This is a genomic window from Acidovorax sp. AC410, from assembly GCF_979253235.1.
In genome coordinates, this window is record NZ_CEEDCG010000001.1 from 1355162 (window position 1) to 1369604 (window position 14443).

Consider the following 14443-nt stretch of genomic DNA (forward strand, 5'->3'; position numbering starts at 1 on the left):
GCCTTGCCACCCCGGGCTCGGCGCCCGCTACCATTGGTCGATGCGCGATATCCGCTTTGAAGACATGCACCTCTTCGTCCGCGTGGCGGACCTGGGCTCACTCTCGGCCGTGGCGCGCGAGCGCGATGTGCCCGTGAGCCAGGTCTCCCGCACGCTGGCGCGCATCGAGAAGGCCTGCAATGCACGCCTGATCCACCGCTCGACGCATGGCCTCACGCCCACGGCCGAGGGGCTGACCTTCCTCGAATACTGCCGGCGCCTGACCAGCACCATGGACGAGCTCGAAGGCGAATTCGCCAGCCAGAGCGGCCAGGCCAGCGGCTCGGTGCGCGTGGCCGCCAGCTCGGTGGTGGCCGAGCACCTGCTGATCCCCAGCTTCGAGAGCCTGCAGCAGGCGCACCCGCTGCTGCGCGTGGAACTGGTGGTGGATGACCGCATGGCCGACATGGCGCGCGATGGCATCGACATCGCCATCCGCACCGGCCCACCCACCAGCGATACCGTGGTGGCCCGCCCGTTGGGGACCCTGGTGCGCCGGCTCTATGCCACACCGGGCTATCTACATGCCCACGGCACGCCGCAGCACCCGGATGAGCTGCACCGCCACCGGCTCATCACCAACAGCGCGGTGGCGCAGCTCAACCGCTGGCCCTTCATCGTCGACGGCGAGCCCCACGTCGTGGTGGCCGACGGGCATTGGCGCTCCGGCAGCACCGGCATCACGGCGCGCCTGGCGCTGCAGGGCCTGGGCATTGCGCGGCTGGCCACGCTGGTGGCCGAGCCCCTGGTGCAGCAGGGCGTGCTGGCACCGGTGCTGGCCGTCTGGGTGGATGAACAGACCTCCCCCATCCATGCGATCACGCTCACGCGCAGGCACCGCCTGCCCAAGATCAAGGCCTGCATCGACCACTGGGCCCAGTGGTTCGAAAGCGGCGTCAGCGCCCTGGGCTGAAGCAACCCGGGCGCGCCTTGGTCACAGAAACACGGCAGCGTCCAGGGGCTGGACCACGCCCACCAGCTCGGCCAGGCCCTCCGTGGCGATCGGCAGCTTGGCCACCGCCGCCAGGAAGGCGCCTTGCGTGGCATAGGCCTTGCCAGGGCCGATCAGCGATGCGAACTCCTGCACCTGCTGGGCCGTGGGGGCCACGCCCGTGACGCTCTGGAACAGGAAGCTCACCAGGCCGTCGTTGCCGATGCCAGGGGCCAGCGCATCGATGAAGGACTGGGCCAGCGCGTCCAGCCCAGCCATGCTGTCGGCCTTGTGTACCCACTGGCTCAGGGCGGCGGTGTCCGGCTTCTGGCCGAAGATGGTGTAGGCCAGGGCCAGCATCTGGCCGGTCTTGCCGCCCTCGCTGGTCGCCGAGGGCAGCGCCACGTCGAAGGCAAACAGGCTGCCCTGCAGCTCCACGCGTTCCACGCCGCTCAGGGTCACAGCGCCCGTAGGGGTGTTGATCACCACCTTGCCGCTGCTGTCCTGGCTGATGCCCAGGCGCAGTACGTCGGCCAGCGTGGCGGAGACCACGACCGTGTCCACGCCACTGCCCCCCGTCACCGTGTCGGCACCGCCACCCGTGACCACACGGGTCAGGGGCAGGTCGGGCACAACGATGGTGTCGTTGCCGCTGGAGCCCTGCAACGTGGCAGGCTCGCCAGGCGCCGTGGGGGGAATGACGGGGATGGTCGGCGGGGTGGGCGTACCGCTGCCACCACCGCCGGATGCCGGCGTGCTGCCGAGGTTCAGACCGATCAGGATCGGGTTGTGGTCGCTCGATCGGTAGGGGTCGGCATTGAAGTAGCTGGCGTCCTGCGCGTCGTTCTTGTTCTCCATGTTGTAGTCGAGCACGGCGGGCTCTTCGGCGTTGATGCCCCACTTGTAGGTGCCGCTCACCTGGCCGGCCAGGCTGCCGCTGGCCAGCGCATGGTCGAGCGAGCCCCAGAGGCCGTCGAACGAGTAGGAGTTGCCCGTGGACACCTTGCTGTAACCGTTGGCGGCCAGCTTGGTGATCGGGTCTTCCTTGCCGTAGGCGTTGAAATCACCGACCAGCAGCACGTCGCTATCGGTGGTGCCGGTGGGCTTGGTGGCCAGCCAGGCCGACAGGTCTTCGGCGGCCTTCACGCGCGCCAGGTTGTTGGCGCCCTGGCCGTCGCCGATGTCCGGGTCGTTCACGCTGCCCTTGGACTTGAAGTGGTTCACCACCACGGTGAACTCCTCGTTGTCGGCATTCGATTTGAAGGTCTGCGCCACCGGCACGCGGCTGCCAAAGGCCGCCGAGAAGGCGGTGTACACCGTCGGATTGGCAACGGCGGCCTGGCCCACGGGGGTGACCTTGGCGGGCTTGTAGAGGATGGCCACCATGATGGCGTCCGTGCCGGCGGTCGCCGCATCGCCCGGTGCCGCGCCGTTGTTGTACGGTGCCTTGATGTAGGCATAGGTGCCGGCACCGGCCTTGGCGTTGAGCGCGTCCACCAGCGAATCGAGGGCACTGGTGCCGTCGCCAAAGCCGTTGTTCTGCACTTCCATCAGGCCCAGCACATCGGCATCCATGCCCACCAGGTTCTCGACCACCTTGGCCTGCTGGCGCGCCAGTTCAGCGGGGTTGGTGGCGCCACGGCCGGACTGGGTCACGCCGTCGGGCGTGGTGAAGCTGCCGGTGCCCAGCGTGGTGAAGTAGTTGAGCACATTGGCAGAACCGACCTTGATCTCGGCGTTGCGGATGCTGGCCGGGATGTCGGCGGCGGTGGGGCGCGCATCGCCCGCAAAGTTCACGGCCTGCGTGGGCTGCACGCGGTAGCTGGTTTCGTGCGGGGCCGCTGCCGCGTCCACCAGTTGGTCCACGATGCCGGTCACGCTGGCCACGCCGTCGCCCGCGCGCAAGGTGTTCGTGGCCGACAGCGGCTGGCCGCCGCGGCCGAGGTGGGCCGCGGGGTTCTGCGAACCGTTCAGGTCGTCCAGGATGATCTGGTCCTTCTTGAGCTCGGCCAGGTAGTCGGTATTGCCGCTGACGCTGGGCGCATGCAGTTCGGTGTACTGCGACTGCACGGCGTCCGAGGTCAGCGTGACCTGGCCGTACTGGCCCAGGTGGTAGTTGTCGGTGACCACCAGTTGGCCGCCGGCCGTGCCGGACTGCACGGTCACCAGCATGCCTTCGTAGGCCTCCCAGCTCACGGCGCTGGCCACGGGCAAGGTCACCACGGTGGCAGCGGGCAGGCCGGCGTTGTCCTGCACCAGCGTGAAGCCCGACAGGCCCGTCAGCTGGGTCTGGCCCTTGAAGTCGGCCACCGTGCCCTTGATGCGGACCTTGTCGCCCACGCTGTTCGCGTCCAGGCCGGCGATGGGCGTGCTGCCGTAGTAGACGAAGATGCCTTCGGAGGTATTGGCATTGCCATCCTGGTCGGCCGCCTCTTCCTGCACGTAGAAGCCCTGCAGATTGGGGGCAAAGCCGGTCACGATGCCTTCGATGGTGACCGCGTTGCCCATGAGCAGTGCGGTGTCGTTGCTGCCCTGGATCTCGTGGATCCGGGTGATCGGCGCTTCGTCGGTGCGAACCAGTCCTTGTGCGGTGCCACCGCCGATGATGGTGGTGCCCACCGACGCGCCCGACAGCGTGACGGTGAAGGCCTCGTCCTGCTCCAGTTGGGTGTCGCCTTGCACGCCGATGGTGATGGTCTTGCTGGTCTCGCCGGCCGCAAAGGCCACGGTGCCCGAGGGCCGCGCACCGCCCACGAAGTCATCGGCCGCCACGGGCGAGCCGCCCGAACCCGCCACGGCCCACTGCACCGAGGCAGCGGCCGAGGCATCGCCCGCACGCGTCACGGTGAAGGTGTAGTCGGTGGTGCCGCTGTTGCCTTCGGGCTTGTCGGCGCTGGTGGCGGCGATGGACACCACCGGGCCCGTGAAGCTCTCCAGCTTGAAGTCGTCCACGCGCCAGCTCGAGGAACTGTTGCTCGCCGTGCCAGAGGCCTGGTACTGGAAGCCGAAGTGGACGTTGCTGCCCTGGATGGCCGACAGGTCGATCAGGCCCGAGGGCGTGGTCACCTGGCTGTCTGCCGGGGAATGGGTATAGGACAGCTGCGTCCAGGTGGCGGCCGTGGGGTCGCCCGAGCCGCTGTAGTTGGTGGAGTAGTAGAGCTTGACCTCGGGGTCGGCGATGCCGGTGTCGGCAAAGCGCGTCCAGGTGTTGAAGCTCAGGAACTCGGCGCTCGTGCCATCGAGGTTGAAGGCCTTGGAGACCAGCCAGTCGTTGGCATTGGCGGTGTCGCCAAAGCCGTTGACCTCGGCGGTCTTGGTGGCCGCGCTGTAGTACCAGCTGCTGGCGCTGTCGGCGTCCTTGCTGAACACCGTGAACTCGTTGAAGCCTGCGGCGTTCTCGAAGGTCTGCGTGTAGCTGGGGGCCGCGCCCGGTGGAACGGCCGGAGCACTGGTCAGGCCCGGCGAGCCAATGTTGGTCGGCGTGCCGGTCTGCGCAAACACGCCCAGTTGGCCGACCACGGCGGCCTTGTAGGTCGGGTTGGTGGTGGAGATGCCGTCCCACACGGCCGAGGCGATGGCCGTGCCGCCAAAGGCCACTCCCGCATGCTCGGAGCCGGTCACCGCGCCGCCACCGGTCTTGGCCATGGGCGCCACCACCGTGCTGCCATTGGTGAAGGCCGCGCCGCTGTAGTTGATGGCCGTGGCCACCTGGCCGCTGCCATCCAGAATGGCCACACCATCGCCCTTGCCCAGGCCGGGGCCGCCCACGGCCACGACGCTGGTGTTGGCGTCCAGCCCCCAGGCAGCCTTGAAGGCCGTGGCGTCGGTCACCTCGCCAGCCACCACCAGCTTGCCGCCGGCAGCGATCTTGGTACCGCTGGCAAACGTGCCCAGCTTGGTCGGGTCGGCAGCCGAGTCGGTCCACTTCCAGCCCGACAGGTCGATCTCGGTCGTGCCGTAGTTGTACAGCTCGAAGAAGTCGCCCGGCGTGGCGTTGGAGTTGACTTCAGTGACCAGCAGCTTGGGCTGTGGAATCACCAGCGTACCGGGGGAGCCGATGTTGGCCGGCGTGCCGGTCTGTGCGAAGGCACCCAGTTCACCCACTGCGGCGGCCTTGTAGGTCGGGTTGGTGGTGGACAGACCGTCCCACACGGCCGAGGTGGTGGCCGTGCCGCCAAAGGCCACGCCCGCATGCTCGGAGCCGGTCACGGTGCCGCCGCTGGTCTTGGCCATCGGAGCGACGCTGGTGCCGTTGTTGGTGAAGGCCGTGCCGCTGTAGTTGATGGCCGCAGCCACCTGGCCGCTGCCATTGAGCACCACCACGCCATCGCCCTTGCCCAGGCCGGGGCCACCCACGGCCACGACGCTGGTGTTGGCGTCCAGGCCCCAGGCCGCCTTGAAGGCGGTCGCATCGGTCACCTCGCCGGCCACCACCAGCTTGCCGCCCGCGGCGATCTTGGTGCCGCTGGCGAAGGTACCGAGCTTGGTGGGGTCGGCCGCGGAATCGGTCCAGGTCCAGCCCGAGAGGTCGATCTCTTCGCTGCCGTAGTTGTACAGCTCGAAGAAGTCGCCCGGCGTGGCGTTGGAGTTGACCTCGGTGACCAGCAGCTTGGGCAGGGGTGCGGCCGAGGTGGTGAAATTCAGCGCCGCGTTGCCCGACAGGCCGGCCCAGTTGTTGCCGTAGTGGTCCTTGAGGGTGCCGGCAGCCGCTTCGACGTAGTAGGCCGTGCCCACGTCCAGGTCGCTCGCCGGGTTGATGGTCACCGTGTTGAAGGCCACGGTGACCTTGCTGGTGTCGGTCACGGCGATGGTCGCGACCACGCTGTTGTCGCTGACCTTCTTGACCACGAAATCGCCCGTGCCGCGTGCCACGCCTTCGTTGAAGCGCAGCACGATATCGGCCGCCTTGCCCACGCTGCCGGCATCGTCGGCAGGCGTGCTGCTGGCCAGCGCGGGGCCCGTGCTGTCGGTGACATGGGCGCCGATCTGCACCCAGTTGCCGACGAACTTCTGTTGCGCTGCGGGCAGGTCCTTGGAAGCGGTGGAACCGCCCCAGGTGCTGTCGCCATTGTCCTGCAGCAGTTGCACCAGGGTGCCCTGCGCCGTGCTCTGCACGTCGACGATGGTCTCGAAGCTGCCACCCGTGCCGTCGCGCAGGGCGTCGAGGTTCACGTCCAGCTCGGTGGGGGTGGTGCTCACGCCGTCCCAGCGGAACAGGCGGAAGTCATGGGTGACTTCGGTGCTGGCCGAACCCGAGGGGCCGGCCAGGATCAGGTAGCTGCCGTCGCCGGCCTTCTCGATGGAGCGGATGCCACGGCCACCCAGGTTGAGTTCATGGACTGCGCTCACATTGGGTGCGCCGCCGCCCGATGCATCGACCAGGCCCGCCACGGCCAGTTCCAGCACCACGGCCTTGTCGCGCGTGTTGGCATCGGTCTGCGGCGCGCGGAAGGCCACCAGCAGCTTGCTGCCATCCTGCGAGGCGGTCATGCCTTCGATGGAGAAGCCGTTGACGTTCTCGGGAATCACGCCGGAGCCCGACGAGGCCGAGAAGCCGAAGTAGCCGGCGCCCTTGCCATGGGCATTGCCCTGGTCCCAGGCCACGAGCTGGGCTTCCAGGCCGCTGTGCTTGCCCAGGTAGGTGAACTGCGTGTCGGCACCCGTGCCGGTGATCTGCACGGCTACGATGAATTCGCGGCTGTCCTGGTCCGCACCGCTCTTGTTGTTGCTGTGCGAGCCGGTGAAGTAGAAGGTGTCGCCGATGCGCGTGCCGGCCTCCAGGTCCAGCTCGCCGCCATTGCCCAATGCGGTGCCGTAGTTCCATTCCTTGACGGCCGCCCCACCTGCTCGGTCGTACACGCGCAGCACACTGGCTTCATCGTCGCCCACCACCATCCAGTTGGCGTCGAGCGCGAGCGCGGCCGAGGCGTCGGAGCTGCCGAGCGCCGTACCGGCGTTGGGGGTGAAGGTCAGCGCGCTGCCGGCAGCCCCTTCGTCGCTGAAGTTGATCTTCAGGCTGTTCTGGGTGGCGTTCGCGACACCGGAAGCGGAGCCGCCGGTGAATGCCCCATCGGCAAACGTGACCGTGAGGTTGCCCACGTCGTTGGCGTTGGCATGGCTGGTGGCCGTACCGGTGAAGCCCAGCTCGGCCGTGGTGGCGCTGGTGCGGGTGAGCACCGCCGTGAGGCCGGCAGGCACGTTGCTGACGGTGGCGGCCGACAGCAGGCTGGCGCCGTCGGTGCCGGTGAAGGTCTCGCCCGTCAGGGTGATGGTGATCTTGGCACCTGGGGCCATGTGGCCGTCGAAGGCCTGGGATTCGTTGAGGGAGCCGCTGTAGGCCAGGCTCGGGCCGACAGGGCCGGCCGCGGTGGAACTCACCACGATGTCGTCGATGCCGGTCCACTCGTCGCTGCTGGCAGCATTGATGGTGATGATGCGCAACTGGATCTGTGCAGCACCGTTGGCGTCGGCCGGCAAGGTGGCCGACACGGCGGTTTCCTTGGTCGCCGTGCCGCCCTCGGACGCATCGGCCACGTAAGCGGCAGGCACATTGGTGAAGTTGCCACTGTTGCCCAACCGGTATTGCAGGGCCACGGGCTGGATGGCGTTGTCTGCCGCGCCATCGACGTCGCGCGCCTTGTAGTTGACAACGATGTCCTTGCGCCCCGTGGCATCGAGGTGGATCACGAGGCCGGGGGCATCGGCCGTACCCGAGCCCTGCAATGCCACAACGGGGTTGGTGAGATGGAATTCCGCCACCCCGCCCGACGTGTTGGTGCTGGGATTGGTCTGGTTGGCGATCACGTCCACGGCACCGCTGCTGGCGCCCAGCACCGTCTGCGGATCACCACCGGCATAGGGGGTGGTGGAGGCCGCATCGATGTCACCCAGGTAGCCGACGACGGAGGGCACGCCATCCCAGTTGTCATTGGCGGTGATCAGCCCGATATCGGTCCAATCCTGGGTGAAGTTGCTGGTCGACAGGGCGTGGTAGACGGTGGTCATGCTCGTTTCCTCCGCATGCGTGCGGGTGGGGTGTGAAGGGAAGGCGCGGGGGAAAGCCAGTTTTCACCGCGCAGTTGCAAGAGGCCTGCTGGCTCTTGGTCGAGCCGGGCACGAAGCGGTGACTCTAGGCACCGTGTGTTGCAGAGATATGTCACGCTGTCGGTGCCAATGGACACGGGGCACGCCACAATCGACCCATGGGTGAATTCGATCTGATCGCACGCTATTTCACGCGGCCCGTGTACCGCGCCGCGCTGGGCGTGGGGGACGACTGCGCGCTGCTGGCACCTGCGCCGGGCATGCAACTGGCCGTCTCCAGCGACATGCTGGTGGAGGGCCGCCACTTTTTTGCCGAGGTGGCCCCCGAGGCGCTGGGCCACAAGGCCCTGGCCGTGAACCTGTCGGACCTGGCGGCCTGCGGAGCCCGGCCCCTGGCCTTCACGCTGGCGCTAGCGCTGCCACGCGTGGACGAGGCCTGGCTGGCCGGTTTTTCACGCGGGCTGCTGGCCTTGGCCGATGCCCATGGCTGCGAGCTGGTCGGTGGTGACACCACCCAGGGTCCGCTCAATATCTGCATCACGGTGTTCGGCGAAGTGCCTGCCGGACAGGCGCTGCTGCGCAGCGGCGCGCGCGCGGGCGACGATCTCTATGTGAGCGGCACCCTGGGCGATGCCCGGCTGGCGCTGGAGGCGCTGCTGGGCCACACCACGCTGGCACCCGAGGTGCTGGCCGCCGCGCGCCTGCGGCTGGAGCAGCCCACGCCGCGCGTGGCCCTGGGCCTGGCGCTGCGCGGCGTGGCCAGCAGCGCGATGGATGTGAGCGACGGGTTGCTGGGCGACCTGTCCCATATCCTCAAGGCATCCGGCGTGGGGGCACGCATCGACACCTCGCTCACGGGCGCCCTGATGGCCCATGGCAGCACCGTGGCGGACCCCGAGCTGCTGCGCCAGTGCACCCTGGCCGGAGGCGACGACTACGAACTGGCCTTCACCGCACCGCCATCGCAGCGTGCGGCTGTGCTGGCTGCTGCGCAGACCAGCCAGACACCGGTGGCACGCATCGGGGGGATCGAGGCGGAACCCGGCCTGCGGCTGGTGGATGGGCAAGGCCGGCCGGTGGACCACCGCTACGCCTCGTTCGACCACTTCGGCTGACAATTTTTTCTCGCAGCATGAATCCTTTGGCCCCAAGGCCCGCTCTTGTCAGGGAAGGCGCCCCGTGCTGGCGTTTTCTCTTTCAACCCCCAAGGAGCTTTGCCATGCTGTACCGCAAGAACATCACCCGTCCCGAAAGCCTGCTGCGCGTCGTCGCCGGGGTAGCCCTCATCGCCGCCAGCCTCTTCTGGCTGGGTGCCACACCGCTGGGCCTGGTGCTGGCGGCATCGGGCGCCATGGGCATCGTGACCGGCATGTTCGGCTACTGCCCAGCCTGCGCCATGGTGGGCAGAAAGCCGGTGGAATGAGCACTGCCTCGAACACCTTGGCGCAGCTCCTGCCCGCCGCGCGGGCGGGCGACACCGAGGCCATGGAGCGCCTGCTGGCACTGGCGCGGCCCGACATCCGCCGCTATGCGCTGCGCCACTGCGCGGCCACCACCGCGACCGATGATGTGGTGCAGGAGGCGCTGATCATCGTCTACCGCCGCGTGGGCGCGTTGCGCGAGGTGGCGGCCTTTGGCGGCTGGGTGGTGCGCATCGTGCAGCGGCTGTGCATGCGCCCGGCGCTGGCCTGGCTCAGGGGCGAGCCACTGGAGCAGGTGGAAGATGCGCTGGCCTGGTCGCACCGGCCCGACCACGAGTTGCGCCACGACCTGGCCCTGGCCATCGACTCGCTGCCGCCCCTGTACCGCGAAGCCCTGCTGTTGCGCGACTTCGAGGAGCTCACCATCGAGGAGATGGCCCAGCGCCTCTCCACCACGCGCGAGGCGGCGAAGAGCCGGCTGCACCGCGCGCGCAGCCTGGTGCGGGAGTACCTCGTGCCCTCGTCGCCCGACTGATCCCGCAGTAGCTGCGGTTCACTCCGGCTGCAGGCCGATCTTGCGCACCACGGCGCCCCAGTGGCCCACCTCGTCGCGCAGGAAGCCGCGCAGTTCGTCGCGCGTGGAACCCTTGAGCTCGATGCCCAGCGTGGTCAGGCGCTCGCGCGTGGCGGGGTGCTCCAGCGCGGCAATGGCTTCCTTGCGCAGCCGCTCGATCACTTCGATGGGTGTGGTGGCCGGCGCCACCAGGGCCCACCACTGGTTGAACTGCATGCCGGCCAGGCCCGCCTCGCGCGCCGTGGGCACCAGGGGCATGGAGGCCAGGCGTGCAGGCCCGGTGGTCATGAGCACAGAGATCTTGCCGGCGTTGAGCAAGGCGCTGCCGCTGGCCAGGGTGGCAAAGTGGCCCTCCACTTGGCCGGCCGCCACATCGGTGAGCGCCGGGGCCGAGCCCCGGTACGGGATGGCATTGACCTTGAGCCCGCTGGCCCCGGCCAGCAGTTCGGACGAGAGGTGGCTGATGGAGCCATTGCCGCTGTGGGCCAGGGTGACCGGTGTGGCGCTGGCGCGCCCGTCCTTCAGGAATCCCTTGATGTCGCCAGCCTTGTACCTGCTGCCGTTGACGAACAGCAGCAGCGGCGAGGTGCCGACCATCGAGATCGGCGTGAAGTCCTTGAGCAGGTCATACGGCAGTTTGGCCGTGACAGCCGGCGCAATGGCATGGGGCAACTCCACGATGGCGATGGTGTAGCCATCGGCTGCCGCCTTGGCGGCGGCCTCGGTGCCGATGCGGCCGGACGCGCCCGAGCGGTTGTCCACAATGACGCTCTGCCCCAGCGACTCCCCCATGCGCTGCGCGATGGCGCGGGCGATCGCATCGGTGCTGCCGCCCGGCGCCCAGGGCACGATGAGGCGCACGGGTTTGTCGGGGTAGGCGGCGAAGGCGCTGGTACCCCAAAGGCAGGCACAGGCCAGCACGAAGCTGCGGCGGAACAGGAAGGTCATGGGAGGGTCCTTGGTCAGGCGAAGAGATGCGGGGAAAGCGATCAGGCGTCTCGGTCGCCCTTGGCGGTGAGCAACAGCAGCACGCGGTCCTCAGGCGCAATGCGGCCTTGCTGGCGCAGCTGTGCCGCCGCGCCCACGCAGGCGCCCGCACACAGCTCCACCCAGAGGCCCTGGGCACCGAGTGCGGCCACGCCCCGCGCTGCATCCGCATCGCCCACCACGACGGCACCGCCGCCCGAGCGCTGCACTGCGATCTGCTGCTGCAGGGTGACGGTGCTGCCGGCAATGGAGAACTGCGCGGTGCTGCCGCTGAAATCGGCCTGGGCCGGTGCGCCGGCCAGCACCTGGCTGAGCCGGGCAAAGGGCTCCACTGCCCACAGGCGCGGCATGTGCGTCATCAGCCCTGCGGCCAGCAGGTCGCGCAGGCCGCTGTACAGGCCCCAGAGCAGGTCGCCACGCGCCGTGGGTACGAGCACATGGTCGGGCACGCAGCCCTCGGCCACGCATTCGAGCGCCACCGCGCGGTAGCCTTCCACGCCGAAGGCCGTGCTGCCCACGGCCGGCACGCTGAAGTTGGTGAGCGCAAAGGCCCCCTCGTCCAGTACCTGCCGGCGCACATGGGTCCAGCGGTCCAGTCCCTGGTCGAACGCAACCCGGCGGGCACCCAGGCGGTCCAGCGCTCGGCCAAAGGACTCCGGCATGTCCCGGTAGGTGGCGATTTCGCACGGCAGACCCGCCGCCGCACAGTAAGCGGCAGCGGACACGGCCGCATTGCCGCTCGATGCCAGCACCACCTTGGAGGCACCCACCGCCAGCGCGCGGGTCACGGCCTGCGCCGACATGCGGTCCTTGTGCGAACCCGTGGGGTTCATGCCCTCGTGCTTGGCCGTCAGTTCGCGGATGCCCAGGGACCGGGCCAGCCGCGGCAGGGCCAGGCAGGGCGTTTTCCCCTCGCCCAGCGACACCCCGTGGGTGTAGGGGAGCCACTCGCCCCAGCTATAACCCGAGCTGCTTGCTGCCAGCGTACGCGGCAGATCGCTGTAGACCGCCTCGACGCTGGCGGGCGTGCCTTGTTCTGCACAGGTGGGACAGCCCGCAGGCATGTCCTGTACCGGGTAACGGGCCGCGCAGTGAATGCAGCGCAGGCCCTGGAGCCGCAGATTGGCGCGCAGGGCAAGGGTTTCGTTCGCGCAGGAGCGGTGCGGCTGCACACCGAAAGATGTCTCGGAATTCATGCCTGCATCGTAGCCAGGCGCTCGGCATCGCGGTACCATGCCGCAGCCGTTTACATTAAGCCAAACTTATATGAAGAGCCTTCCCGCGCACGATGCCAAAGGGGTCAGCACGCGCCAGATCGAGGTGTTTCGCATGGTCATGCAGCTGGGCTCGGCCAACCGCGCGGCGGCAGCATTGCACGTGAGCCAGCCTGCCGTGACACAGCTGCTGCAGCAGCTGGAACTGCGCTCGCAACTCACACTGTTCGACCGGCCCAAGGGGCGCCTGGTGCCCACGCCCGAGGCCCATGCGCTGATGCAAGAGGTCGAGCGCGTGTACGAAGGGCTGGAGGCGGTGCAGCGCAAGATCGTGGCGCTGCAGTCGCTGGAAGACCAGGTGCTGCGCATTGGCAGCCTGCATGCCCTGGCCGCGAGCATCATGCCCGGGGTGCTGGCCGGATTCCAGCGCCACTACCCGCGCACCCGCTGCCTGCTGATGGTCGACAGCTCCAAGGCGCTGCGCGAGGCGCTGTTCCAGGGCGCGGTGGACCTGGCCTTCCTCGGTGACGAGGCGGACACCAGCGGCCTGGTGTCCTCGACGTTCTACGAACTGCCTGCCGTGTGCGCCGTGCCCGCCGCCCACCCGTTGGCGCGCAAGGCAACCCTGGAGCTGGCGGACCTGCGCGACGCGCCGCTGATCGGCCTGTCGGCCACCGACCCGGCCCAGCAGCGGCTGGAAAGGCTGTTTGCCGCCGCAGGGATCGCCCCGCGCTTCGTGATCGAGACCCCCTACAGCGCGACGCAGTGCGCGCTGGTGCTGGCGGGTGCAGGGCTGGCCGTGACCAACCCGCTGGTGGCCGCCGAGCATGCGCCCCTGGGCCTGCGCAGCGTGCCCCTGGCCGCCGACGGCCTCTTCTTCCGGGCCTTGCTGGCCTTCAAGCCGCGCCAGGCCCAGTCGCGTGCAGTGCAGGAGTTCGTGGCCCTGTGCCGGCGGCGCCTCATGCACTGACCCGGCCACCGGGCCCCGCAGCGCCAGCGCCCATCACTTGGAGATGATGGTCAGCAGCTCTTCACGCGTGGTCGGGTCGGCCATGTACTTGCTGTACAGCGGCGCCATGCGCCGCACGAAGGGGGAGACGTCCTTGACCCGCACGAACTGCGCCCCCTGTTTGGCCGTGCTCTCCAGCGCCTGGGCCACGCGCTTGTTCCACAGCTCGCGCATCAGCAGGGCCGACTGGGCGCCCGCGTCCGAGAAGGCCTTGCGGTCCTCGGGCGAGAGCCTGGCCCACAGTGTGCTGGACACCACCAGTGCCTCGGGAGAGATCACATGGTTGGTCATGTACACGCTCTTGGCCACCTTGAAATGCCCGGTGGACTCGTAGGAGGGCATGTTGTTCTCCGCGCAATCGATGGCGCCCTGCTGGAAGCCGCCCAGCACTTCCTTGAAAGGCAGGGCCACGGGTTTGGCATCGAGCAGCCGGATCATCTCCATGAACACCTCGGACTGCTGCACGCGGATCGACGCCCCCGCCAGATCGCGGATGCTGGCCAGTGCGCGGTTGGCACAGTAGAAGGAGCGCCCGCCCCCGTCGTACCAGCCCAGCACCACGAAGCCAGCGGACTGCAGGTTGGCGGCAAAGCGCTGCCCCAGTGCGCCATCGAGGTGGCGGAACATGTGGGCCGAATCGGTGAACAGGAACGGCAGGTTCAGCACCTTGATGCCGGGCACCGCGTCGGACAGCGGCGCGGAGCTGAACTCGGCAATGTCGAGCTCGCCACTCTTGAGCATCTGCACCGCCTTGGGCTGGTCTCCCAGCGTGGCGTTCGAGAACACATCGATCTGGTAGCGGCCCTGCGTGGCCCGCGCCACCTGGGCGGCAAAGCCCTTCATGGCCTCGGTCACCGGGTAGCCATCGGGGTGGATGTTCCATGCGCGCAGCCGCATGGGTGCCTGCGCGTGGCTGGCCTCGGCGCACAGCAGGGCCATGCACAGGGCGCCCAGCCATGCCATGCGGGATCGGGTCCATCGGTTCACAGGTCTCCTCCTTTGTTGTAGTGCAGGGCCGCTCGAACCCAAGGTCTCAATGCCAGCCTTTTTGCGTCAATTCATATGACGTCATATAACTAGTTCGCTTTCAATGGTGCCCAGAAAGACATCCGCCCGTCCCATCCGGGCACCGCCAAAACCATTTTGCTGCAACATCTGCACACAAGAGATTCGGGTAAACGCCAGCACGCCAGCGGGTCGCGTTGCAGAGAATCACGCCCAAGT

Annotated in this window: 9 protein-coding genes; 5 read left to right on the forward strand and 4 right to left on the reverse strand. The window is 68.4% G+C overall.

The genetic code is table 11. The features are described 5' to 3' along the window. The first annotated feature begins 64 nt into the window (after positions 1–64). The gene (locus tag AC0IZS_RS06320) at positions 65–952 is read left to right on the forward strand and encodes a LysR family transcriptional regulator (protein WP_471634849.1); all 888 of its coding nucleotides are present in this window, start codon (positions 65–67) and stop codon (positions 950–952) included. Positions 953–973: 21 nt separating this feature from the next. Here the strand turns inward: AC0IZS_RS06320 and AC0IZS_RS06325 are convergent, their stop codons facing one another. Further along, the gene (locus AC0IZS_RS06325) at positions 974–7975 is read right to left on the reverse strand and encodes an ExeM/NucH family extracellular endonuclease (RefSeq protein WP_471634850.1); all 7002 of its coding nucleotides are present in this window, start codon (positions 7973–7975) and stop codon (positions 974–976) included. A 197-nt stretch (positions 7976–8172) separates the two neighbouring features. Between AC0IZS_RS06325 and thiL the strand changes: the two genes are divergently transcribed. From thiL to AC0IZS_RS06340, 3 genes are all read left to right on the forward strand, one after another. Beyond that, a complete protein-coding gene (gene thiL / locus AC0IZS_RS06330) occupies positions 8173–9129 on the forward strand; it encodes a thiamine-phosphate kinase (protein ID WP_471634851.1) in 957 nt (318 codons plus the stop codon). Positions 9130–9233: 104 nt separating this feature from the next. Next, on the forward strand, positions 9234–9437 hold the full coding sequence (locus AC0IZS_RS06335; RefSeq protein ID WP_471634852.1) for a YgaP family membrane protein: 204 nt from the start codon (positions 9234–9236) through the stop codon (positions 9435–9437). Beyond that, a complete protein-coding gene (locus AC0IZS_RS06340) occupies positions 9434–9970 on the forward strand; it encodes an RNA polymerase sigma factor (protein ID WP_471634853.1) in 537 nt (178 codons plus the stop codon). The genes AC0IZS_RS06335 and AC0IZS_RS06340 overlap by 4 nt, the downstream gene beginning before the upstream one ends. Positions 9971–9988: 18 nt before the next feature. Here AC0IZS_RS06340 and AC0IZS_RS06345 read toward each other — a convergent pair whose 3' ends face one another. Together AC0IZS_RS06345 and AC0IZS_RS06350 are read right to left on the reverse strand one after the other, a co-directional pair. Next, entirely contained in the window at positions 9989–10957 is a 969-nt protein-coding gene (locus AC0IZS_RS06345) for a Bug family tripartite tricarboxylate transporter substrate binding protein (RefSeq protein ID WP_471634854.1), read from the reverse strand. A 41-nt stretch (positions 10958–10998) separates the two neighbouring features. After that, on the reverse strand, positions 10999–12192 hold the full coding sequence (locus AC0IZS_RS06350) for a pyridoxal-phosphate dependent enzyme (protein ID WP_471634855.1): 1194 nt from the start codon (positions 12190–12192) through the stop codon (positions 10999–11001). A gap of 70 nt (positions 12193–12262) precedes the next feature. Between AC0IZS_RS06350 and AC0IZS_RS06355 the strand changes: the two genes are divergently transcribed. Then, positions 12263–13180, forward strand: a complete 918-nt coding sequence (locus tag AC0IZS_RS06355) for a LysR substrate-binding domain-containing protein (RefSeq protein WP_436180024.1) — start codon at positions 12263–12265, stop codon at positions 13178–13180. 33 nt (positions 13181–13213) lie between these two features. Here AC0IZS_RS06355 and AC0IZS_RS06360 read toward each other — a convergent pair whose 3' ends face one another. After that, the gene (locus tag AC0IZS_RS06360; protein ID WP_471639473.1) at positions 13214–14158 is read right to left on the reverse strand and encodes a TRAP transporter substrate-binding protein; all 945 of its coding nucleotides are present in this window, start codon (positions 14156–14158) and stop codon (positions 13214–13216) included. Between the last annotated feature and the right edge of the window lie 285 nt (positions 14159–14443).